Source organism: Stenotrophomonas sp. 278 (genome assembly GCF_003935715.1).
GTDB lineage: Bacteria > Pseudomonadota > Gammaproteobacteria > Xanthomonadales > Xanthomonadaceae > Stenotrophomonas > Stenotrophomonas maltophilia_AH.
In genome coordinates this window covers 1-23485 of sequence record NZ_RHPP01000071.1, presented here as the reverse complement: position 1 = coordinate 23485, position 23485 = coordinate 1, and the positions used below count along the sequence as shown (strand labels likewise).

20 protein-coding genes and 1 riboswitch are annotated in these 23485 nt (G+C 66.6%); of the genes, 11 read left to right on the top strand and 9 right to left on the bottom strand.

Annotated features, from left to right (window positions below; genetic code table 11):
- Positions 1-899: AMP-binding protein (locus EGJ34_RS12830; RefSeq protein WP_148100498.1), on the bottom strand; the 899-nt coding region annotated here is incomplete at its 3' end.
- A 102-nt stretch (positions 900-1001) separates the two neighbouring features.
- Here EGJ34_RS12830 and EGJ34_RS12825 point away from each other — a divergent pair.
- A complete protein-coding gene (locus EGJ34_RS12825) occupies positions 1002-1355 on the top strand; it encodes a YkgJ family cysteine cluster protein (protein WP_125360860.1) in 354 nt (117 codons plus the stop codon).
- A 5-nt stretch (positions 1356-1360) separates the two neighbouring features.
- Here the strand turns inward: EGJ34_RS12825 and EGJ34_RS12820 are convergent, their stop codons facing one another.
- Positions 1361-2308, bottom strand: a complete 948-nt coding sequence (locus EGJ34_RS12820) for an AEC family transporter (RefSeq protein WP_125360859.1) — start codon at positions 2306-2308, stop codon at positions 1361-1363.
- Positions 2309-2398: 90 nt separating this feature from the next.
- Here EGJ34_RS12820 and EGJ34_RS12815 point away from each other — a divergent pair, with 90 nt between their 5' ends.
- Entirely contained in the window at positions 2399-3268 is an 870-nt protein-coding gene (locus EGJ34_RS12815; RefSeq protein WP_125360858.1) for a LysR substrate-binding domain-containing protein, read from the top strand.
- Positions 3269-3290: 22 nt separating this feature from the next.
- On the opposite strand, the gene EGJ34_RS12810 is transcribed toward EGJ34_RS12815, so the two are convergent.
- From EGJ34_RS12810 to EGJ34_RS12795, 4 genes are all read right to left on the bottom strand, one after another.
- Positions 3291-4178: an alpha/beta fold hydrolase gene (locus EGJ34_RS12810; protein ID WP_125360857.1), complete on the bottom strand. Its 888-nt coding sequence runs from the start codon at positions 4176-4178 to the stop codon at positions 3291-3293.
- 176 nt (positions 4179-4354) lie between these two features.
- Complete coding sequence (locus EGJ34_RS12805) at positions 4355-5371, bottom strand: 3-oxoacyl-ACP synthase III (RefSeq protein ID WP_125360856.1); 1017 nt, start codon at positions 5369-5371, stop codon at positions 4355-4357.
- Positions 5372-5484: 113 nt separating this feature from the next.
- Positions 5485-5802 carry a DUF4156 domain-containing protein gene (locus EGJ34_RS12800; RefSeq protein WP_125360855.1) on the bottom strand — a complete coding sequence of 106 codons (318 nt, stop codon included), beginning with the start codon at positions 5800-5802 and terminating at the stop codon, positions 5485-5487.
- Between the two features lie 167 nt (positions 5803-5969).
- Positions 5970-8813: a pitrilysin family protein gene (locus EGJ34_RS12795; protein ID WP_125360854.1), complete on the bottom strand. Its 2844-nt coding sequence runs from the start codon at positions 8811-8813 to the stop codon at positions 5970-5972.
- A gap of 363 nt (positions 8814-9176) precedes the next feature.
- On the opposite strand from EGJ34_RS12795, the gene EGJ34_RS12790 reads away from it, so the two are divergent.
- A complete protein-coding gene (locus EGJ34_RS12790; protein ID WP_125360853.1) occupies positions 9177-9644 on the top strand; it encodes a hypothetical protein in 468 nt (155 codons plus the stop codon).
- A gap of 162 nt (positions 9645-9806) precedes the next feature.
- A complete protein-coding gene (trmL, locus tag EGJ34_RS12785; protein ID WP_125360852.1) occupies positions 9807-10283 on the top strand; it encodes a tRNA (uridine(34)/cytosine(34)/5-carboxymethylaminomethyluridine(34)-2'-O)-methyltransferase TrmL in 477 nt (158 codons plus the stop codon).
- Between the two features lie 81 nt (positions 10284-10364).
- On the opposite strand, the gene EGJ34_RS12780 is transcribed toward trmL, so the two are convergent.
- A complete protein-coding gene (locus tag EGJ34_RS12780; RefSeq protein WP_125360851.1) occupies positions 10365-11528 on the bottom strand; it encodes an acyl-CoA dehydrogenase family protein in 1164 nt (387 codons plus the stop codon).
- A gap of 118 nt (positions 11529-11646) precedes the next feature.
- Here EGJ34_RS12780 and EGJ34_RS12775 point away from each other — a divergent pair, with 118 nt between their 5' ends.
- The 3 genes from EGJ34_RS12775 (at position 11647) to EGJ34_RS12765 (ending at position 14411) form a co-directional block, all read left to right on the top strand.
- Entirely contained in the window at positions 11647-12141 is a 495-nt protein-coding gene (locus EGJ34_RS12775; RefSeq protein WP_125360850.1) for an N-acetyltransferase, read from the top strand.
- 213 nt (positions 12142-12354) lie between these two features.
- A complete protein-coding gene (locus EGJ34_RS12770; RefSeq protein WP_125360849.1) occupies positions 12355-14031 on the top strand; it encodes an electron transfer flavoprotein-ubiquinone oxidoreductase in 1677 nt (558 codons plus the stop codon).
- Complete coding sequence (locus tag EGJ34_RS12765) at positions 13983-14411, top strand: cytochrome C (protein ID WP_260476985.1); 429 nt, start codon at positions 13983-13985, stop codon at positions 14409-14411. Before EGJ34_RS12770 ends, EGJ34_RS12765 begins: the two co-directional genes overlap by 49 nt.
- A gap of 4 nt (positions 14412-14415) precedes the next feature.
- Here the strand turns inward: EGJ34_RS12765 and EGJ34_RS12760 are convergent, their stop codons facing one another.
- Positions 14416-18009, bottom strand: a complete 3594-nt coding sequence (locus EGJ34_RS12760) for a transporter substrate-binding domain-containing protein (protein WP_125360848.1) — start codon at positions 18007-18009, stop codon at positions 14416-14418.
- A 78-nt stretch (positions 18010-18087) separates the two neighbouring features.
- Between EGJ34_RS12760 and EGJ34_RS12755 the strand changes: the two genes are divergently transcribed.
- The 4 genes from EGJ34_RS12755 to pnuC all read left to right on the top strand — a co-directional run bounded on the left by EGJ34_RS12755 (position 18088) and on the right by pnuC (position 22807).
- Positions 18088-18726: a response regulator transcription factor gene (locus EGJ34_RS12755; protein ID WP_125360847.1), complete on the top strand. Its 639-nt coding sequence runs from the start codon at positions 18088-18090 to the stop codon at positions 18724-18726.
- Entirely contained in the window at positions 18723-19853 is a 1131-nt protein-coding gene (locus tag EGJ34_RS12750; RefSeq protein WP_125360846.1) for a phosphotransferase, read from the top strand. The genes EGJ34_RS12755 and EGJ34_RS12750 overlap by 4 nt, the downstream gene beginning before the upstream one ends.
- A 41-nt stretch (positions 19854-19894) precedes the next feature.
- A riboswitch (TPP riboswitch) is annotated at positions 19895-19989 on the top strand.
- A 68-nt stretch (positions 19990-20057) separates the two neighbouring features.
- Positions 20058-22226, top strand: coding sequence for a TonB-dependent siderophore receptor (locus EGJ34_RS12745; RefSeq protein ID WP_125360845.1), 2169 nt, complete (start codon positions 20058-20060; stop codon positions 22224-22226).
- Positions 22223-22807, top strand: a complete 585-nt coding sequence (gene pnuC / locus EGJ34_RS12740; protein ID WP_185750165.1) for a nicotinamide riboside transporter PnuC — start codon at positions 22223-22225, stop codon at positions 22805-22807. Before EGJ34_RS12745 ends, pnuC begins: the two co-directional genes overlap by 4 nt.
- A gap of 30 nt (positions 22808-22837) precedes the next feature.
- Here pnuC and EGJ34_RS12735 read toward each other — a convergent pair.
- Positions 22838-23485 (bottom strand): phospholipase domain-containing protein (locus EGJ34_RS12735; RefSeq protein ID WP_312023028.1); only part of this gene is annotated, 648 nt, incomplete at its 5' end.

Below are 23485 nucleotides of genomic sequence, written 5' to 3'. Positions count from 1 at the left end.
ACCACGTCCGGTGGCACCGGCGCGCCGGCCGAGGTCACGCGCCGCACCGTCGGCAGGGGCTGGCCATGGTCGGCCAGCACCCGGATCAACGCCGGCGAGCCGAACAGCTGGGTCACCCCGTAACGGGCAATGGCGTCGTGCAGCTTGCGCGGGTCGGCCTTGGCGGGGCGCGTGGGATCCATGTCCGGGATGACCGAGGTCAGGCCCAGCGCCGGGTCGAACAGCGCGAACGGGGGGAAGGTCGGCAGGTCCACCCCACCCGCCTCCATGCCGAAGGCCGAACGCAGCAGGTCCACCTGACCCACGAAGTGACGGTGGCGGTAGACCACGCCCTTCGGCACGCCGGTGGAGCCGCTGGTGAACAGGATGGCGGCGACGTCATCGCCGTCGGTGGCGGCGATCGGCTGTGGCGCGCGGGCCCCCTGCGCCTCCAGTTGGGCCAGGGTGGTGCCGCCCCAGCCCCAGCGCCGGCCGACGGTCACCAGGGTCTTCGCACCCCGAGCCCAGCGCAGCACCAGCCGCGCCACGTGGGCCAGGCCAATGCCGATGAAGGCCTGCGGCTGGGCTTCGTCCAGGCACTGCTTGAGCGCGCGCTTGTCGATACCGGGGTCGACCAGCACCGGCACCGCGCCGTTCTTGAACAACGCGAACATCAGCAGGAAGAATTCCGGCGAAGGCCGCACCATCACCACGGCGCGCACGCCGCGGCCGATGCCGTAGGCGGCCAGCCCGGCCGCCATGGCGTCGCTGCGGGCATTGAGGGTGCGGTAATCCAGGGTCACGTCATAGCGCGCCATGCCCCCGGGGCCGGGCTTTCCGGGGCAGCGGATGGCGATCTGGTCGGGGCGTTCGCGGGCCAGCTCGGGCAGGCGCGCGGCGATATTGGTGGGGCTGTTCATCCGTTCATTGTCGCCGCTGCAGAAAATTCTTGCGCGCCGGCCGCCGGCGTGGAAAATTCGCGCCCTTCCCTCCCGCTCTCCGCCGCCCGAAGGCCGGCATCCATGGCCCATCCCTGCATGACCTGCGGCGCGTGCTGCACCCAGTACCGCGTGGCCTTCCACTGGATGGAGTCGGACGAAGTCACCCCCGGCGGCGTGCCGCATGAACTGACCGAAGTGCTGGATCCCCACCGGCTGTGCATGCGCGGCACCCACTCCAAGCCGGTGCGCTGCGTCGCATTGGACGCGGAGATCGGCGTCTATTCCCGCTGCAGCATCCACCCCAACCGGCCCAGCGTGTGCCGCGAGGTCGATGCCTCGTGGGAGTACGGCAAGGCCAGCCCACAGTGCGACAAGGCCCGTATTGCCTTTGGAATGCCGGCGCTGACGCCGGCCGATTGGCCACTGAAGGACTGAACCGGCTATCCGGCGGTCGGCCCGACCCAGGTCAGGTACAGGGTCAGCGTCAGTACCGACACCAGCGTGGTGCCCAGCACCGTGGCGGCGGTGGTCCCGGCCTCGCGGCGGTGGAATTCGGCCAGCATGAACGGCCCCGTCCCGGTCGGCAGCGCCGCCAGCAGCACGGCGGCGTGGGTCAGCAGCGGATCGAGGTGGAACACCTGGGTGGCCAGCAGCCAGACCAGCAACGGCTGCAGCAGCAGCTTGGCGCTGCCCAGTCCCAATGCGGTGCGGCCGGTGCCGGCCGGTACGTTGCGGCGCTCACCCAGGAACAGGCCCAGCGCGATCAGCGCGCAGGGTGAGGCCGCCCCACCCAGCAGTTTCAGGAACGTCTGCACGGGGGCCGGCGGGTGCGTACCGGTGGCCATCAGCGGCAGCGCCAGCAGCGGGGCCAGCACCAGCGGATTGCGCAGCAGCGCGCGCGTGACCTTCCACACCAGGTGATGCAGCCGCAGTTCGCGCTGCAGGCCCGTTTCCACCAGCACGATGGCCAGCGCGAACAGCACGCACACGGTCAGCAGGGTCGCCACCAGGGTAGGGGTGAGCGCGGCGGTGCCGAGTACCGCCACTGCCAGCGGGAAACCGATGAAGCCGGTATTGGCGTAGGCGGCGTTGAGGCCGTCGATGCTGGCGTCGGCCAGCGGCTGGCCGCGACGGCGCTGCAGCAGCACCGTGCCGGCGAACACCAGCGCGGTGCCGCCGCCGAAGCTGAGCAGGAAACCCGGGTTCCACAGCGCCTGCCAATGCGCGTTGGCGACCACGTCGAACAGCAGCGCAGGAAGCGCCAGGTAGACCACGAAGCGGTTCAGCTCGGAGGTCGAGTGCGGGCCCAGCGCACCACTGCGGCGGGCCAGCCAACCGGCGAAGATCAGGCCAAAGATGGGCAGCACGATGGCCAGCACGGACAGCATGGGGATTCCCTGAAAGCGTGTGGTGCAGGCTACGCGTCGGGATCAATACCTTCCAATGCTTTCGGCGGGCTTCAGCGATACCCTTTGTGCATGATCGACATCCGCGCCCTTCAGTGTTTTCTGGCCGTGGCCGACACCCTGCACTTCGGCCGGGCAGCGGAACGGCTTCACATGACCCAGCCGCCGCTGAGCCGGCAGATCGCCGCGCTTGAGAAAGCGCTCGGGGTGACCCTGCTGGAGCGCGACTCACGCCATGTGCGACTCACGGCCGCCGGTGCGCGCTTTGCCCAGGATGCGCGCGACGTGCTGGTCGGGCTGGAACAGGCCTGCCGCAGCGCGCAGCAGGTGGCCGCCGGTGAACTCGGCGAGCTGCGCGTGGGCTTCATGATGCATGCGGCGCACAGCTCGGTGCCGCCGCTGGCCCGGCGCTTCATTGCCGCGCACCCCAAGGTGCAGCTGCGCCTGCGCGAGGCGCTGCCACTGGCCCTGCTGCAGGGGGTACGCGAGGGCGAGCTGGATGCGGGGATCGGCTTTGCGCCGGCGGACCTGCAAGGGCTGGCGCTGCGAGCGTTGTTCGAGGAACCGCTGTGCGTGGCGCTGCCGGCCGCGCACCCGCTGGCGCGGCGGCGTCAGCTGCAGGTGACGCAGCTGGCCGATGAGTCGTTGATCACCGCACCGGCGGACGTGGTGCCGACCCTGCGCGAGGCGATTGACGCCTGCTTTGCACGGGAAGGCCTGCGCCCGCAGATCCGGCTGGAGGTCCAGCTGCAGCAGAGCATCGTCAGCCTGGTGGGTGAAGGCCTGGGCGTGGCGCTGGTGCCGGCGTCGCTGCGCCGGCTGGGCGTGCCGGGGGTGGCGTTTGTGGCGTTGAAGGACGCGCCACGCGTGCAGCAGGTGGTGTTCTGGCGGGTGGGGAATGCCAACCCCGCGTTGCCGCATTTGATCGCGTGCGTCGGGTGACGACCGTTGGTCGTCACACCGGTTACAACGGATTGCTATCCAGGAACGCGCGGATCTCCGGCACCAGCACCTCGTGCTTGTCTTCCAGCACATAGTGCCCGGCATCCTCGAAGGCGTGCACCTGCGCCTGCGGCAGCGCGGCCTGGAAGCCCTTCAGGAAGTGATGATCGAAGACGAAGTCGCGCAGCCCCCAGCCGATGAAGGCCGGGCGGTCAGCGAACGACGGCAGCGCCTTGCCAGCACGTTCCAGCAGCGACCAGGCCTTGTCGGCCGGGGTCAGCGGAATGTCCTGCATGAAGCGGATGGTGCTGATCCGGTTGGCGTAGCTGTTGTACGGCGACACATACGCGCGGCGTACATCCGCTGGCATCTTGCGCTCCACGCCCAGCCAGGACGCGCCGCTGGAGAACGCATTGAAGGTGCGGATGATCCACTCGCCGATCGTCCAGTGCCGGCCCAGCGCGATCTGCCACGGCATCTTCTTCGCCGCCGGCATCGGGAACGCGGCGGTGTTGAGCACCACCATGCGCTTCACCTGTGCATGGTGCGACAGCGCCCAGCCGAAACCGATCATGCCGCCCCAGTCGTGCACGGCCAGAGTCACCGGGCCGGTGATGCCCAGGTGCTTGAGCAGGGCATCCAGATCGTCCACGCGCGACTGCAGGGTGTATTCGTAGCGGCTGTCATCCGGCTTGTCCGACAGGCCCATGCCGATATGGTCGGGCACGATGCAGCGGTACTTGTCCGACAGGCCGGCCACGAGGGTGCGCCAGTAATAGCTCCACGACGGGTTGCCATGCACCATCACCACGACTTCGCCATCGCGCGGACCTTCGTCGAGATAGCTCATCGACAGGCCGGGTCGGACCTCGAAACGCTGCGGATGGGCGGGGTAACCGGGAACAGTCATTGATAGAGCCAACAAGGAGTTGGGGCGCAGGGTGGCGCATTCATGTCGACGTCATCGACATGTTACCCACCACATGCCGATAGATCAGCGATTCTTCGACATGAATAGGCCCTTGGAAAGCAGCAGTGACTGTCCGATCCTGCCACTGCTTGCCCGATGTCAGTGCTACTGCTCGCTCACCAGACCACTTCGGCCATCGAGCAGTTCAGGCCCGAACCGATGCCGAGCAGGGCGATGCGGTCGCCCTTCTTCAGCTTGCCCAGCTGCTTGAGCTTGCTCAGCACGATCGGCACCGAGGCCGGACCGATGTTGCCGTGCTCGCCAAAGATGGTCATCACCTTCTTCGGGTCGATGCCGAAGTTCTTGATGAACGCGGCGGTGTGCGGCTGGCTGACCTGGTGGATCACGAACTGGTCCAGCTCTTCCACCGCCCAGCCCAGCGCTTCGCGGGCGGCCATGAAGGTCTTCTGGGCCAGCTTGATGCCTTCGATCAGCAGCATGCGGGTGTCGGTGACCATGCGGTCCAGGTTGCCGCGGCACAGCTGGTTCCACTCGGTGGCCGAGCGGGTCACGCCACCACGGTAACGCGGCGCGTCGGGCACCAGCTCGCTGCGCGCCATGACCATGGCAGCGGCACCGCAGCCCAGGGTCAGCGCGGCCATCTCGTTACGGAAGTCGTCGGCGGTCACGCCCGGCAGGGCCATGCGCTCGAGGGTCTTCTCGTACACCAGGTTGGCGGTTTCGCCATCGACAATCAGCGCGTAGTCGATCTCGCCGCGTTCCAGCATGCGGGCGGCGATATCCATGCCGTTGATGAAGGCCAGGCAGGCATTGGCGACGTCGAAGGTCATGCACTGGTCGCTGACGCCCAGGTTGCCCGAGACGATGCTGGCCGTGGACGGCTCCAGGTAGTCACGGCTGACCGAGGTGTTGACCAGCAGGCCGATCTTGTCTGCACCGATGCCGGCGTCTTCCAGCGCCTTGCGGCCGGCCAGGGTGGCGGCGTCGGAGGCCAGCATGTCGGCATCCCACAGGCGACGGGCATGGATGCCGGCGATGTCGCCGAGCACGTCGGTGCGGATGCCCAGACGATCCAGCGTCGGCTGCAGGCGTTCGTTGATTTCCTTCGACGTCAGCGTATGCGGCGCGTCGATGTGCGCCAGACCGGCGATCGAGACATTCTTGAAGAGCATCAGTTAGCGCCAAGGCTCAGGCGAAGGGGGCGCTATTGTAAGCCCCAGCGGCTTTCACCGCATCTTTACGAATTCACGCCCGGGCGTATGGTCCGGGCGTGGGGCTGAATGGGTCAGCGTGGCGGGCACTGGAAGGCCAGGAAGCGCTGGCTGCCGTCAGCCGGAGCCGCCGCCGCCTGAATGGCGTTGGCCTGGGCGCTGGGGGCCTCGTTGCGGGCCAGGGTTTCCAGTTCTTCCTGCACGCGCAGGGGGTTGCGGTTGTAGAAGCCGACCTTGCTCTTGACCGTGACCACGACTTCGCCGCGCTGCTGGCAGCCCGACGGGACCTGGCCGGCGGGCAGCACGCGCACGGTCTTGCCGCTGGGCTCGATCGGCACCCAGGTGCAGGCGGTGGCGGTCAGGGTGAGGGCGGTGAGGAGCAGGAGGCGCATGGCGGGGACGCTCGGGTAGGTGATGAGGGCAGTGTGCCTGAACAGGGTGAATGTGGGTTGACGTGGACAGGACGATGAAGGGTTCATGAGGGCCGGCCAACGGCCGGCGCTACCGATGTGGATCATTTTTCCGGTAGCGCCGGCCGTTGGCCGGCACCACGCATGGGTTATTTCACCGGATTGCCGTCGGCGTCGATGACGGTGACCTCACCGAGGTTCAGCGCGCGGACCTCCTTCTCGGTCTGCTTCAGGTCGCCCACCACCACCCAGGTCAGGGCGTTCGGGTCCAGCGTGGCGGCGGCCTGCTGGACCTGGGCCGGGGTCATCGCCTCGATCTCGGCCTTGCGCTTGAACACGTAGTCGTCCGGGCGCTGGTAACGGACGATGCCGCTGATCGTGCCCATCACCGCGCTGGCGGTTTCATAGGCACCCGGCAGGCTCAGGGTCTGGATGTTGCGGATGCGGGTGACTTCCGGCGCGGTGACCGGCTCTGCGGCGCTGGCGAAGTCGGCGATCTCGCGGCGCATTTCGGCCATGGCCTCGCCGGTCTTGTCGATCTGCACCGGTGCCATTGCCATCCACGGGCGCTGGCCCAAGGTGCTGCTGGCGCTGCTGCGGGCACCGTAGGACCAGTGCTTCTCCTCGCGCAGGTTCATGTTCAGGCGCGAGGTGAAGTCGCCGCCAAGCACGCCGTTGGCGATGTCGAAGCGGGTTGCGCCGGCATCCAGGGTCGACGGCACCACCTGGCCGGCGAACAGGTTGGCCTGCACCGCGCCCGGCTGGTCGATCAGGAACACGCGGCCCTTGGCCGGGCGCGCCACGTCCACGGCAGCCTTTACCTGCGGTGCCGGGCCGGTGCTCTTCCAGTCGCCGAGCTGGCGGTTCAGCAACGGCACGATCTCCTTCAGGGTGGTGTCACCCACCACGATCAGGGTGCCCTGTTCCGGACGCAGCCAGTCGCGGTGGAAGTCGACCAGATCCTCGCGGGTCAGCGACTGGATGTCGGCTTCGCGGCCGCTGCCGGTGAACGGAATGGCATAAGGATGGCCCTTGCCGTACAGCAGCGGCGGCAGCACGCGCATGGCCACGGCATTCGGATTCACCTTCTCCTGCTGGATGCCGGCGATCCAGGTCGCCTTGACCCGGTCGATCTCGCCCTGCTCGAAGCGCGGCGTGCGCAGCATGTCGGCGTACAGCGCCAGCGACGGGGCCAGGTTTTCCTTCAGCGCGGACAGGTAGACGCTGGCGCTGTCCAGCGAGGCGCTTGCGCCCATGCTGGCTCCCAGCATGTCGGCGGCGTCGGCGAAGGCCAGCGCACCCAGCTTGCCTGCACCTTCGCCCATCAGGTCCATGGTGAAGTTGGCGGTGCCGGACTTGCGGCCCTGGTCGGCGGTGAAGCCGCCTGGGAACTCATAGCTGAATTGCACCACCGGAATGTCATGGCGCTCGGCCAGGATCACCTGGGTGCCGTTCTTCAGGGTGGCGCGGTGCAGCTGCGGGAACTTCAGTTCCGGGAATTCCTTGGTCTGCGGCACACCGGCGCTGCGGTCAACCTGGGTCGGCAGGGTGCTGAACTTTGGGTCCACCGCCGGCACGTTGAACGGCTTGGGCGTGGCCGAGGGTTCCTCAGCCAGCGCGACGCGGGCACCGGGCTCGACCACCAGGGTGTGGTCGCCGGGACCCAGCCACTTCGCACCGATGCCGCGCACATCGGCGGCGGTGGCATCGCTGATCACCTTCAGCGAGCGGCGGAAGCAGCCCGGGTCGCCTTCGTAGACGGTGCATTCGGCCAGCGCGTCGGCCTTGCCACCGAAGCCACCAATGCGCTCGATGCCGCGGATGAAGCCGGCCCGGAAGGCGGTCTTGCCACGCTCCAGTTCGGCGGCGGTGGGGCCGTCCTTGATCAGCTTGCGCACTTCCTCATCAATGATCGCCTCGACCTTGGCCGGGTCCACGCCCTGCTTCACCGTGGCCATGATCATGAAGTTCGAGCCCAGCTGCGAGCTGTAGGCCCCGGCGCTGATGTTGTCGACCAGCTTGTCCTGGTGCAGCAGGCGCTGATCCAGGCGCGAGGCCTTGGCCCCGCCCAGCACCTGCGCGAAGAGCTGCAGCTGGTCGATGTCGGTGGTGCCGACTTCGGCCACGTTCCAGGCGCGGTAGATGCGCGCCTGCGGCACCTTGTCGGTCATGGTCTCGCGGGTGGATTTTTCGCGCTTGGCCACATCCACCTTCGGCTGGGCCATGCTCGGGCCGGCCGGAATGTCACCGAAGTAACGCGCGACTTTTTCCTTGGCGGTGGCCACGTCGATGTCGCCGGCCAACACCAGCACCGCGTTGTTGGGACCGTACCAGGTGCGGAACCAGGTTTTTACATCGTCCAGCGAGGCGGCATTGAGGTCGTTCATCGAACCGATGACGCTGTGGTGATACGGGTGCCCGGCCGGGTACAGCGCGCGGTTGAGCTTTTCCCAGACCTGGCCATAAGGCTGGTTCTCGCCCTGGCGCTTTTCGTTCTGGACCACGCCACGCTGCTCGTCCAGCGCCGCCTGGTCAATGGCACCCAGCAGGTGGCCCATGCGGTCGGACTCCATCCACAACGCCATGTCCAGCGCGGTGGTGGGCACGTTTTCGAAGTAGTTGGTGCGGTCGGTATTGGTGGTGCCGTTCTGGCCGGTCACGCCAACCTGCTTGAACGGTTCGAAGTACTCGCCGTCGTGGTTCTCGCTGCGCTGGAACATCAGATGTTCGAACAGGTGCGCGAAACCGGTGCGACCGGCGGGTTCGTCCTTGCTGCCCACGTGGTACCAGATGTTGACCGCCACGATCGGTGCCTTGCGATCGGTGTGCACCACCACGCGCAGGCCATTGGGAAGGGTGAACTCCTCGAACGGAATGTCGACCTTGGCCGCCTGGGCGGGCTTGGCCAGCACCGGTGCCGGGGCCAGCGTGCCCAGTGCGGCAGAGAGCGCAACAGCCAGCAGCGCGCCACGCGGTCGAAGGTGCAGGGTCATTCCGGTTCCTTGGTGATGAAAGTGGAGGCCGATCCTAGCCCGGGCCCCCTGAATCTGGCATCGGCCAACAGTCATTGCCGCCCTGGAGAAGGTCACATCGCCGCGGGCGGACAGTCCTTGCCTGCAGATCGGACAGGTGTCCGGACAGCGGACACCTCGATTCAGACGAAAAACCCTTTTAAATCAACGATCAAAAGTTGGCATGGGTTCTGCTTTGTTCTCTGTGCGGACAGAAAGCGATCAAAGACAAACTGACTGATCGCTGAACAAAACGCCGAAGCTGAAAATTTCTCTTGCATGCCCAGATTCGGTGTACTACCTTACTACCACACCACTGCTCACCAACACTAAACAGGCCCCGTCATGAACACCAAGACCATCGCAATTGCCATCGCCATCGCCGCCGGCTCCGCGTTTGCTTCGAACGTGCATGCCGCTTCCGCCATCACCACCCTGGAAACGGTCCAGGTCCGTCCTTCCGCCGACCAGCTGGCCCAGGCCGAATGGGAGCGCAACAGCGCGATCCCGACCCTGGCACTGGTGGAAGTGCGTCCCACCGCAGGCCAGATCGCCGAATACCGTCAGGAACTGGCTGACAGCCGCCGCGTGACCACCCTGGCCGCCGTGGAAGTGCGTCCCACTGCCGAACAGCGTGAAGCGCTGGCCGCCGAGCAGGACAGCCACCGCGACTACATGGGCACCTTCGCTGCTGCGGCCACCGCCGTGGCCAGCGAAGTGATCATCAACCTGCCGGCCCTGCAGGTGCGCCCGTCGCCGAACGACCTGCAGGCCTTCGCGGCCGAAGCGGTTTCGGTGCTGGCCCGTCCGTAACAGCGTACCGACCAACGGTATGACCGCCTTCGGCGGCCACCCTTCGGGCCGTCGGCAAGCGACGTTAGGACCGGCAAGCCGATCCTTGCGGTACCTACCGGGCCGTGATCCAATGGTTCGGCAGGTACCAGCGATGAGACGTCGCGGCGTACACTTTGTGCCATGACCTCTCCCCAGTTTCATGTTGTGTTGTTCCAGCCGGAAATTCCCCCGAACACCGGCAACGTGATCCGCCTCTGCGCCAATACCGGCGCGCAGCTGCATCTGATTGAACCGCTCGGTTTCGACCTGAGTGACAAGCAGCTCAAGCGCGCCGGCCTGGACTACCACGAGTACGCACGACTGCAGGTGCATCCCGACCTGGACACCGCCCTGCAGCGCATTGCCCCCAAGCGCCTGTTCGCCCTCAGTACCCGCGGCAGCGTGCGCTATGACACCCAGCAGTTCGAAGACGGCGATGCCTTCCTGTTCGGCCCGGAAACCCGCGGCCTGCCGCAGGATGTGCTGGACGCGTTGCCGCATGGGCGTCGGCTGCGGCTGCCGATGCAGCCGGATAATCGCAGCTTGAACCTGTCCAACACCGTGGCCGTGGTGATGTACGAAGCCTGGCGCCAGAACGGGTTTGCCGGCGGGGTGTAGTGACACGCCATGCGTGTCATGGGCGGCCGCGGTCCACGATGACGCGCATGGCGCGTCACGACGCGTGGGGTCTGCGGGCGGTTAAAACGCGTTGATGCCGGTCAGCTCGCGGCCGATCACCAGCTGGTGCACGGTTTCGGTGCCCTCGTAGGTGATCACCGATTCCAGGTTCAGCGCATGCCGGATCGCCACGTGTTCGGTGGTGATGCCCGCCCCGCCCAGCAGGTCACGGCAGTCGCGGGCGATGTCGATCGCCATGCGGCAGTTGTTCCACTTGGCCAGGCTCACCTGCTGCGGCTGCATCTGGCCGGCATCCTTCAAACGCCCCAGCTGCAATGCCAGCAGCTGCGCGCTGGTGATCCGCCGCGCCATGTCGGCCAGCTTGATCTGCGCGCTCTGCGTGGCCGCCACGGGCCGGCCGAACAACACGCGTTCCTTGGTATACCCCAGTGCTTCATCCAGGCAGGCTACCGCCGCGCCGATCGGACCCCAGCTGATGCCGTAGCGGGCCTGGGTCAGGCAGCCCAGCGGCCCCTTCAACCCCTGCACGTTCGGCAGGCGATTGCGCTCGGGCACGCGTACGTTGTCGAAGAACAGCGCGCCGGTCAGCGAGGCGCGCAGGCTCATCTTGTGTTTGATTTCCTGGGTGGTGAAGCCCGGCATGCCCTTTTCCAGCACGAAACCCTGGATGCCGTCGTCGGTGTGTGCCCAGACGATGGCGATGTCGGCCACCGGTCCGCTGGTGATCCACATCTTGCTGCCATTCACCAGCCAGTCGCCGCCATCACGCACCGCACGCGTCTTCATGGCCGCCGGGTCCGAACCGCCGTGCGCCTCGGTCAGCCCGAAGCAGCCGATCACCTTGCCCGCAGCCATGTCCGGCAGCCAGCGCAGGCGCTGTTCTTCGCTGCCGTAGGCGTAGATGGGGTACATGCACAGCGAGCTCTGCACCGATACGAAGCTGCGCAGGCCCGAGTCGCCGCGCTCCAGCTCCTGGCAGATCAACCCGTAGCTCACCGCGTTGAGCCCGCCACCGCCGTACTGTTCCGGCAGGGTGCAACCCAGCAGCCCGAGCGAGGCGATCTCCGGAATCAGCTCGTCCGGGAACCGACCCTGGTCGAACGCGTCGCCGATGATGGGCAGCACCCGCTCATTGGTGAAACGGGCCACGCTGGCCTGTACCGCGCGCTCCTCCTCGCTGAGCAGGGAACGGACATCGAACAGGTCATACGGATTCAGGGACATGGCTACCTGGCAGGAAAGAGCAGCAGAGGCAGCCATTGTCCGCGCTCACCGGTGCCCGGCCAAGGCACGGCGCAGCACGGGCCTACAATGGCGACATTCCGTCGCAGAGCCTTTCGCCATGCAGATCCGTCCCGAGCGCCGGCAGGACATCGCCGCCATCCATGCACTGACCCGCGAGGCGTTCGCCAAGGCACCCCACCGCGACGGGACCGAGCAGGACATCGTTGACGCGCTGCGCGCGGCCGGCGGGCTGTCGGTGTCGCTGGTGGCGCAGGACGAGGGCGCGCTGGTCGGCCATGTGGCGTTGTCGCCGGTCGAACTCAGCGACGGCAGCCGGGACTGGTACGGCCTGGGGCCGATCTCGGTGGCTCCTCTGCACCAGGGCCGGGGCGTGGGGAGCGCGTTGATGCGGGCCGCGCTGTCGGCGCTGCAGGAGCGCGGGGCCGCCGGCTGTGTCCTGCTGGGCGATCCGGCGTATTACGGGCGCTTCGGGTTCCGGGCCGACCCGCGGTTGCGGTTGCCCGGGGTGCCCGAGGCGTATTTCCAGGCGTGTTTGCTGCGGGGGGAATGGCCGGATGCGGATGTGCGGTACCACGAAGCGTTTGGCTCGTAGTGCCGGGCTTGCCCGGCACAGGCGTCCCCGAAGCCGGGCAAGCCCGGCTCTACGGAAATGCGGCACTGCAGCATACAGTCCTCAAACCATGGTCAACGTCGGCGAACTAGGCGTAAACGCCGGCTCCCGGTACCCTGACGTACTGAACCGCATTTCCCAGGCAACCGCCGCCGGCTTTGGCCGATGGCATTACCCAACGAGTTACGCACCACCATGAGCGAAGAAACCACCGCCCTGCCCCCGCGCGAAGCCATGGAATTTGACGTGGTGATCGTCGGAGCCGGCCCTGCCGGCCTGGCCACGGCCATCCGCCTGCGCCAGCGCGCCATCGAAGCCGGCCGCGAACTGTCGGTCTGCGTGCTGGAAAAGGGCTCCGAGCCCGGCGCACACATCCTGTCCGGCGCGATCATGGACCCGCGCGCGCTGACCGAACTGTTTCCGGACTGGGCCGAGCGCGGCGCACCGCTGAAGCAGGCGGTAACCCGCGACGAATTCCTGTTCCTGAGCCCGGAAGGCGCGCGCAGCACCCCGCATGCGTTGCTGCCGGAGTGCTTCCACAACCAGGGCAACTACATCGTCAGCCTGGGCGAGGTCACCCGCTGGCTGGCGCAGCAGGCCGAAGCGCTGGAAGTGTCCATCTTCCCAGGCTTCGCCGCCGCCGAAGTGCTGTACGACGACAACGGCGCGGTGATGGGCGTGGCCACTGGCGACATGGGCATCCGCAAAGACGGCAGCCATGGTCCCAACTTCGAGCGTGGCATGGAGCTGCACGCGAAGTACACGATCTTCGCTGAAGGCTCGCGCGGCCACCTCGGCCGCCAGCTGATCACGCGCTTCCAGCTGGATGCCGGCAAGGACCCGCAGTCCTACGGCATCGGCATCAAGGAGCTGTGGCAGGTCGATCCGGCCAGGCATCAGCCGGGGCTGGTGGTGCACACCGCCGGCTGGCCGCTGGAGAGCGACACCTATGGCGGTTCGTTCCTTTACCACGCCGAGGGCGGCAAGGTCGCGGTGGGCTTCGTGGTCGGGCTGGATTACAGAAATCCGTGGATGAGTCCGTTCGAGGAGTTCCAGCGCTTCAAGACCCATCCCGCGATCCGCAAGCACCTGGAAGGTGGCAAGCGCATCGGCTACGGCGCACGTGCGATCACTGCCGGCGGGCTGTTCTCGCTGCCCAAGACTGTGTTCCCCGGCGGCGCGCTGGTCGGCTGCGAGGCCGGCTACCTCAACGCCAGCCGCATCAAGGGCAGCCATGCGGCGATCAAGACCGGCATGCTGGCAGCTGACGCGGCGTTCGACGCCCTGGCAGCGGACCGCCAGCGCGATGAACTCAGCGCCTATCCGGAAGCGTTCGAGAACAGCTGGCTGCACGACGAGTTGAAGCTGTCCAAGAACTTCAAGCAGTGGTTCAAGAAGGGCCGCACCGTGGCCACGCTGATGACCGGCATTGAACAGTGGCTGCTGCCCAAACTGGGCATCCGCAATCCGCCGTGGACCATCGGTCACAGCAAGCCTGACCACGAATGCCTGGAACCGGCCTCACAGCACACCCGGATTGCCTATCCGAAGCCCGACAACGTGCTGACCTTCGACCGGCTGAGCTCTGTGTTCCTGAGCAGCACCAACCATGAAGAAGACCAGCCCAGCCATCTCACCCTGAAGGACGCGAGCATTCCGGTAAAGGTGAACCTGGCCGAATACGCCGGTCCGGAAGCACGCTATTGCCCCGCCGGTGTGTATGAGTTCGTGGGCAGTGAAGGCCAGGAACAGCTGCAGATCAACGCGCAGAACTGCGTGCACTGCAAAACCTGCGATATCAAGGACCCGAAGCAGAACATCGTATGGGTGACTCCGCAGGGCGGCGGCGGCCCCAACTACTCCTCGATGTGAGAACACTGGCCGTGTTGGCGGTCGTGCTGCTGAGCGCATGCACGGCCGCGCCGCAGACACCCGAGCAGGCGCGGCAACGCGAGCGCGAGCGCGCGTTTGCCATCTGTGGTGGCTGCCATACCGCTCACGCCGGAGGGGTGCATCGATTCGGCCCGAACCTGCACGGGGTGATCGGTCGGCGCGCGGGCAGCCTTTCCGACTACCCCTATTCGCCGGCGATGCGCCGCGCGAACCTGGTCTGGAGCGAACAGACACTGGATGCGTTCCTGCGTTCGCCGGCGAGCGTGGTGCCCGATTCGCGCATGGTCAATTCCACCGCCGATCCGGAACGGCGTCGGCTGGTGATCGAATATCTGGGCCAGCAATCACAGTCCCGATAACGGGTCAGCGATCCAGGCTGTGCAGGTACGCCTCCAGCGACTCCTCGAACGCCGCGATATCCGCAACGCATGCCGCCACACCCTGGTTCTGTATCTGCTGCATGAGTCCGCGTGCCTGTGTCGCCAGCGACTCCGCGCCCAGCGTGCCGAGTCCGCCGACAATCCGATGCAGGACCTCCACTGCCGCGTTGCTGTCGTTCTGCTCACGCGCCAGCAGACCCCGCTGCAGGTCTTCACCCGTGGCCTTGCGCATGCTTTCAATCAGCACGGTCGCCACGTGCTCCGATCCGAAACGCTCCACTATGGCTTTCCGGGTGGGAGGCGTGGCAGGTGTCGCCGGATTGCCCGCATCCAGGTCGGTCGCGGTGGGCCCGTCGTCGTCCGGGTCGCTCGGCAACCAGCGTCGCAATGCCCTGCGCAGTGTTGCCAGCGCGACCGGCTTGGCCAGCAGGTCGTCCATGCCCGCTTCGCGGCAGCGCTGCAGGTCTTCGGCCAATGCGCTGGCTGTCAGCGCAAGTATCGGCAGATGACGGCCCGAACCCCGCTCGCGCTCGCGGATGCGTCGGGTCAAGGTGTAGCCGTCCATCACCGGCATGCGGCAGTCCGTGATCACCAGATCGAAGCTTGATGCATCCAGCAGCGCCAGCGCGGCTTCGCCGTCCACGGCCAGCTCGTGCTGCAGCCCCAGCTGCTGCAGCCGCCAGCGCATCAGCGCCTGGTTGGTCGGATGGTCTTCGACGACCAGCACCCGGCGACGCGCCTGCCCCGAAGGCAGTGGCTGCACCCCGTCGGTGCCGTGCTGCACATCGGCGTCGCCGTCCCCACCCGGTACCCGTGGCAGGCTCAACACCACGTCCACGCGGGTGCCCTGCCCGGGGATGCTGTGCATGTCCAGTCGCCCGCGCATCAGACCCACCAGGCGCTGACAGATGCTCAGCCCCAGCCCGGTACCCCCGTAATGCCGGGTGATGGCCACATCGGCCTGCGCGAAGGGTTTGAACAATCGCTCGCGCTGCTCCGGGGAAATGCCAATGCCGGTATCGGTCACGGTCAACCGCAGGGTCTGCGCCATGTCGTCGGAACGTTCCACCTTCAAGGCAATGCCCACCCGGCCCCGGTTGGTGAACTTGATGGCGTTGCTGAGCAGATTGAACACCACCTGGCGCAGGCGCATGCCATCCACCAGATGCTGTGCGGCGACATCAGGGTCGACCTCAAGGCTCAGGTCCAGGCCCTTGCTGGACGCTTGCGGAGACAGCAGCTGCTGCACGTTGTCGAGCAGGCTGCGCAGCGCCACCGGCTGCGGTTCCAGCGGCAATGCACCCGCCTCGATCCGCGAGTAGTCCAGAATGTCGTCCAGAATCTGGCGCAGCATCTGGGCGGAGTCTTCGATCACGCCGATGATGCGCCGCTGCTCGCCGTCCAGCTTGGTGTGCGACAAGGCCTCCACCATGCCCAGCACGCCGCTCATGGGCGTGCGTATCTCATGGCTCATGGTGGCCAGGAAATTGGACTTGGCCGCCGTGGCCCGTTCGGCGTCGGATTTGGCTGCCGCCAGCGCGTCGGCCTGGGCACGCGCCTCCGTTACGTCCACCCAGTAGCCGCTCCACAACACCGCTCCATCGGCAGTGGCGTAGGGCAGCGCACGCGTTCGCACCCAGCGCACCACACCATGTGGGCTGGTCCGGAATTCAAGGTCCAGCGGGGTAAAATTACGGGCTGCCTGCGTCATTGCCTCGGTGATCGCCTCGCGGTCGCGCGCGTCGATCTGGGCCTCAAGCAAAGTGTCATCGCGCATCACCTCGACCGTACTCACGCCGAACATCGAGTGCAGGTCACCGGTGATGTACGGAAAGGTCACGCGCCCGTCGCTTTCGCGCCGGGCCTGGTAGACGATGGCCGGCAGGTTGTCGGTGATCTCAGCGAGGCGCTTTTCCAGCCCGCGGCGCATCGACACTTCCCTCCGCAGGCGAAGGTAGCCCCATCCGTGGACGATCATTGCGGTGAGCAGGATCAGCGACAGCGGTACCGCCCAGCGCGCGACCGAGCGCCAGTCCAGCCCTGAGCGATATTCGGCCAGCAGCCAGTCGCCCCGGATGGCCGCATGTTCGCGCGGGGTCAGGTTGGTCAGCACCCGGTCGAACGTGGTGGCCAGTGGCGCGTACTGCCGCTTCACCGCCAGCGACAGCTGATCGCTGAAACCGGCAGGTGCGGCGACGTGGAGCCGTGCCGGATGGAACTCGCGGATCACCCGGTCCACCATCGCCAGATTTCCGACGTAGGCATCGGCGTCGCCATTGGCCAGACGCGCCAGTGCCTGCTCCACGCTGCGCGCGGGCACGATGCGTGCCTTGGGCGCGTACTGCAGGATGTAGCCGCGCAGACGGTCGGGGTCGGAGAGCAGAATGGTGCGTCCGTCCAGGTCACTCAACCCCAGCACGGCACGGCTGTTGTTCGGCGTAACCACTACATTGGGCACACTGATGAAGGGCTGGCTGAACACCCAGTCGTCGCCCAGGTAGTGCGCATCGTTGGGCATGCCCATGACCACATCGACGGTACCGCGTCGCATCTGGTCGCGTACTTCGAACCAGTCGTGCGCCGGCACCCGGTTCAGCTGCGCACCGACCATGCGCAGCTGGCGAAGGTAGTCGCCGGCAACGCCACTGGGTTCACCGGATGCGTCCACAAACGACAACGGTGACGCCTGCGGTGCGTAGCCCATGCGCAGCGGTGTCGCCAGCACCCGGCTCTCGGCTTCGCTCAGTACCAGCCGCGACTGCGCCGACCACTGCAGGGGCGTGATCCAGCGCTTGGCGATGATGTCGCGCTGGCTGTCCGGCAGCGTCGCCAGCGCGGCATCCAGGGCCTCGGCCAAGGGCTGTCGGGCATTGGGAACCCCGAAGTGCAGCCGTTCGGGAGGCAGGTCGCTGGGGCGCAACAATGTGATGCCCTCCAGCTTGCGGTCGCTGATGATGGCGTTTGCGACATGCGCGTTGCCGATATAGATGTCCGCCTTACCCTGCGCCACCATTTCCAATGCGGCGGCCGTATTGGAGGCCACGACGCGTCGGGCACCGGGGAAACGGGAGCGGATCTGTTCGCTGGTGAGGAACTCCTGCTCGGTCACGACCCGCAGCCCGGTCAGGTCCGGATCGGCTGACGCACGTGTGTCGCCGGGACGTCCCACGAGTGCCAGCGGCGCTTCGGCGTAGGGGGATGTGTAGACCATGCAGCGGGTGCGGCCCGGGGTCAGGGCGATGTTCATTACGACATCCACCTCGCCCCGGCAGGCGGCGTCCAGGACCTCGGCCCAGTCGCGGTACACGCGAACCTGAACATCCAGGCCCAACTGGCGCGAAAGCAGCATCAGATAGTCGTAACCGAGCCCTTTTGGTTCGCCGTTCTGTACAGACTCGTACGGAGGCCAGCCGCTGTCGTACAGGCCCAGTAAGATGGTAGGGTTCCGCTCGATCCATTCGGCCTGGCGCGGCGAAAGCGCCGCCGCCGGCAGGGTACCGGGCGCAGAATTGCCGGAGGTACTTGCAGTGATCAGCAGAACCAGCACGAGCAGCCAGCGGACAACCGAGGTACGCATGCGGTCCGATCTCCGTAATATGATTCCAACATCCCGACGGGCCCGGAAGGGCCGCTGCCTTACAGGCAATACTAGTCCATGACCCTGCGCATTATCATCGCCGACGACCACCCGGTCGTCCGTATCGGGACCAAGGCCGTCATCGAATCGAGCGGCGTTGGTGAAGTGGTTGCTGAAGCCAGCAGTGCCAGCGAGCTGATGGACATGCTCAAGGCGCATCCATGCGATCTCCTGGTCACTGATTACTCCATGCCCGGTGCGGGCCAGGCTGACGGTTTCGCCATGATTGGAATGATCCGCCGCCACTACCCGGACCTGCCGGTGGTGCTGCTGAGCGTGGCCAACAACCTGGCCATCCTGCGCATGGTGGTATCCACCGGCGTTCTTGGCCTCGTCGACAAAGCCTCGTCCATGGACGAGCTGCCGCTGGCGATCCAGACGGTACAACGCGGCCAGCCATTTCTGAGTCGCACATTGAAGGACCGGATTGACGCAATCGGCACGCACAACGTCGAAGAGAAGGACACGCGGACGTTGTCGCCCAAGGAAGTTGAAGTGCTGCGCCTGCTTGGTGCCGGCCAGACGGTCAAGGAAATCGCCCTGCATCTGCACAAGAGCGTCAGCACGATCAGCCGCCAGAAAGGCGATGCCATGCTCAAGCTGGGCCTGAAGGGCGATGCGGAGTTGTTCGACTACCTGCGCGACAGCAAGCTTTGAGCACCGCGCAACACCGCGTACAGGGTCTGGACAACGATCAGGTCCAGGCCGATTGGCCCATCCTCGATGCCGAAGAACTGGCATGGCTGGGCGCGGGATACGCGGCGCTGCAGGGACGCTGCACGCTGGTCTGGCACAGTCCACGGCCGTTCTCCGCCGCAGCGCTGGTGCAGGGGCCGCACGGACGCGTGTTCGTGAAGCGTCATCATCGTCGCGTGCGCAGCGCCCCGGTGCTGGAGGAAGAGCATCATTTCATGGCACATCTGCTCCGCGCAGGACTGCCAGTGGTGCGGGTGCTGCCTGCTGCAGACGGGCACACGGCGGTGGCGCGTGGCGAATGGACTTACGAAGTCCATGCCGAAGGCAGTGGTACGGATCTGTTTCGCGACATACCTTCCTGGACGCCGCTCACCGACCTGGGGCACGCGCACCAGGTCGGGGGGATGCTCGCGCGCCTGCACCACGCGGCTGCGGACTATCGCGCGCCGCAACGCTCCACCCATGTCCTGGTGGCACGCGACGACCTGATCCGCGCCGCCGATCCAGTCGCGCAGCTGCGTGCGCAGCTCGACGGCCGCCCGGGGCTGGCGGACTACCTGGCCGACGTGCCATGGGAAAGCGATCTCGCGCGCGCGATCCATCCGTGGCATGCCGCGCTGGGCGGTCGCTATGCCGCGCAGCCGGTGCGCTGGGGCCATAACGACTGGCATGCATCCAACCTGCTGTGGCGCGGAGGCGGCGCCAACGCCACCATCAGCACGGTGTTCGACTTCGGCCTGGCCGCTCCGACCAGTGCGTTGTTCGACCTGGCCACGGCGATCGAACGAAATGCGGTGGACTGGCTGGCCAGTGAGGGACCGGTTGGCCACCCGGCTACCGCCTTGGCGCTGCTGGAGGGCTATCGCAGCGAGCGGCCACTGACCGTGAGCGACCTGAGTCTGCTTGCCGACCTGCTGCCCGTCGTGCATCTGGATTTCGCGCTGTCGGAGGTGGAGTACTTCCATGCGATCACCGGCTCGAGGGCCAATGCCGACGTGGCTTACCACACCTTCCTGCTAGGCCACGCCGACTGGTTCGCCGGCGCGGCGGGGCGCAGCCTGCTCGACGGAATTCGCACTGCAGCCTGAGACCAGGATTGGCCTTTCGCGCCGGTTGGTGTGAGAATGCCAGCCTGAAGCGGGGGTGCCTGGATGACCAGGCTGAGAGAGTCCCTTGGAACCTGATCCGGTTTGCACCGGCGTAGGGAGCTTTGAGCAACACACACGGCGGCCGTTCTGGGCGCTGTTGCGTGCGTGCCTTCGCTTCGTCTCCTCTGGCTGATGACGAAACGAATGAACCGCCTGCGCATTTCCCTGTTGACCACCGCCCTCTGCGCCGCCCTGCCGCTTCACGCCAGCGCGCCGGCTGCCGATGCCAGCGACCGTTCGCCCACCGAACTTGCGGGCATCCGCGTGCAGGCACACCAGCAGACCGCGAAAACGCCTTCGTCCAGCAGCTTCGGTGCCGGAAGCTGGAAGGACACGCCGGCATCGGTGAACGTGCTCGGCAGCGAATATCTGGATCGCCTGCAGGTGCGCGGGCTGTCCGAACTGGCGCGGCACGACGCCTCGCTGGGCGACAGCTATGCCCCGGTCGGCTACTACCAGAACGTGGCAATACGCGGTTTCGCGCTGGACCTGGCTACCGGCTACCGCTTCAACGGGCTCTCCATCGCCGGCGAACAGCGCCTGGCCCTGGAAAACGTCGCCCAGGTGGAGGTGCTCAAGGGCGAAGCCGGGCTGGCTGCCGGCGTGATGGCACCGGGCGGTCTGATCAACTACGTGGGCAAGCGTCCGGCCGAGGTGCGCAATCTCACCCTGGGCACCGATTCGGAAGGCTCGCGCTACGCCGCAGTGGATGTCGGCCACTGGCTGACCCCGACCTTCGGCGTGCGATTCAATGCGGCGTGGGACGACAGCGAGTCGTACATCGAACATGCCGACGGCCGCCGCAACTTCTATTCGCTGGCCACCGACTGGCAGATCAGCGGGCGCAGCAAGCTGGAGGTGGATGCCAACTATCAGACCAGCGCGCAGCGCTCGGCCTCCGGATTCCAGCTGCTTGGTGCGACCGACGTTCCGCACGGCGTGGACCGCGAAAAAATGCTCGGCTACCAGCCGTGGGTACAACCGGTTGGCATTGCCAGCACCAATCTGACCGCGCTGCACACGTTCGATTTCACCCCGGACTGGCAGTCGCGCGTGTCGGTGGGTCATAGCCGCACGGTGATCGACGACAACGTCGCCTTTGCCTATGGCTGCTATTACAGCGAAGCCTGCGCCGACGGCAGCACTCCGGGCAACTACTTCGCGCCCGATGGTGACTACGACATCTACGACTACCGCAGCCCCGACGACACCCGGGTGAACCAGCAGCTGCGTGGCGAGCTGCGCGGACGCTTTGCCACCGGCAGCGTGCGGCACGAGCTCTCGGTTGGCGTGGATGTATTCCACCGCACCGTGGACAAGCGTCAGAACGTCAACGAGTACGTCGGCACGGCCAACATCCTTGATCCGCAGGTGCCGGTGTTCGATCCTTCGCCGCTGCAGCCCGGCGCATCGGCACGGCGGTTGGACAGCTGGCAGCGCTCGGCGTTCGTGCTCGACCGCGTGAGTTTCAACGACCAGTGGCAATGGCTGGCCGGCGGTCGCTACGTGCGCATGGACGAGCGCGCCTATGACAAGCGGGGCACTCCCGAGCGCCACAGCAGGCTGTCGACGTTCATGCCGCAGACCGCCGTGGTGTTCAAGCCCGGTGAGGCGGTCAGCGTCTATGCCAGTTACGTGGAAGGCCTTTCGCTGGGCAGGGAAGCCCCGTTCTGGACCCAGAACGGGGGCAGCTGGCTGCAGCCGTTGGAGTCGCGCCAGACCGAAGTGGGCGTGAAGTTTGCCCGCACCGACGCGCTTACCCTGGGCGCGGCGTTGTTCCGCACGTCTCTGCCGCTGCAGTATGCCCGGCCCGACGACAGCGAGGCCGGATACACCTTCGTGCAGGATGGCCGCCAGGTGCACACCGGGTTGGAGCTGAGCGCCGACGGCCAGCTCAGCGAGCGCCTGACGCTGACCGCCAGCGCCAGCCTGCTGCAGGCGCGTGCGCGTGACACCGGCACTCCCGCGTATGAAGGCCACCAGCTGGTGAACGTGCCCAAGCGGCGCGCCACCGTGCACGTCGACTACCGACTGCCGTTCGTTGACGGGCTGGCGGTCGGAGCGGGCTGGCGTTACGCGTCGGCCAATGTCGCCACGGTGGATGGCAGGGTGAAGGTGCCGTCGTACAGCGTGTTCGATGCTGGCCTGCGCTTCCAGCACACCGTAGGCCAGCGCCCGGTGCGCTGGAATCTGTCGGTGGACAATCTGTTCGACCGTTACTACTGGCGTGATACCGGCAGCACCGACGGCGACTATTACCTGTTCGCCGGCGCACCGCGCCAGGCGCGCCTGTCGGTGACGATCGGCCTATGAACCCGGCACTGCTCGAATGGTCCGCAGTGGCCGCCAGCATCCTCGGCGTATGGCTGATGGCGCGCCGGCATCTGCTGGCGTGGCCGGTGGGGCTGGTCGCTGTGGCGCTGTATGCGGTGGTGTTCGTGGAGGCGCGGCTGTACTCGGACACGCTGCTGCAGATCGCATTCGGGGCGTTTCTGCTGTACGGGTGGCTGAGCTGGCGGCGCAATGCCGCAGCCGAAGGACAGATCACCATCGCGCCGCTGTCGCGCCGCCAACTGCTGCGCGACCTGGGCGTCGGTGTGCTGGGCGGCCTGCTGCTGGGTGCAGCGATGCACAGCTGGACCGACGCGGCGCTGCCCTGGCTGGATGCAATGCTGGCCGCGCTGAGCCTGGTGGCGCAGTGGTGGCAGGCGCGGCGTCACGTGGCCACGTGGTGGCTGTGGATCGTGGTGGATGTGGTGTACGTGGGTATGTATCTGGTGAAGTCGTTGAACGTGACCGCCGGGTTGTATGTGTTGTTCATCGGGTTGGCGGTGATGGGACTGCGCGCATGGAGCCAAGCGGCGGGTGCGCAACATGCTGGTGCCGCCCGGTAACGTTTTCGTTCCGTGGTCATGCGTTACCCGTCAGCCCAGATGAAACACCATTGCCTGCGTCCCCATTGCCGGATCGGTCGTCCCCGGACGACCGTTCTCCATCCGTCCTGCCAACCGCTGCGACGCCCCTGTCTGCACGATCTCCAGGTCATACCAACCCGACGTGGGCGTGGCCGCCCAGCGGATCTCCGCCCGTCCACCCGCCGGCAACTCCACGCGTCGGGTCGGCATGTGCGCGGGGTATGCCATCGGGCGCACGTCCACGCTCACGGCCCTGCCGTCAGGGTTGTCCAGCTGCAGGCAGATTTCGTCCCCGCTTCGGGTCAATGCCGCCTGCACCGGCGCGGCACCGGCCTCGCCCTGATAGCGGCGATGGAAGCCATTCGGCCCCAGCAGCCACAGATCGTAGCCACGCTCGTCATCCACGTTCCATGTGTCCCGCAACACGGCACCGGGTGACACCGTATAGCGACGCGGAATCGCCTCCAGTTGCAGCTGGTCGTACACCTGCAGCACGGCGGCGGCACCGTCACATCGCAGTTCCAAGTGCAGCGCTTCCGCATCGCGTGTCATCGCCACCAGCGGCCGATACGGCAATGCCCGCGCTGGACGCACGCCCGGCTCCTGGGTGGCCGGCTGCAGACCCGCCGGCAGCTCTGGCACGGTTCGCCCGGGCAG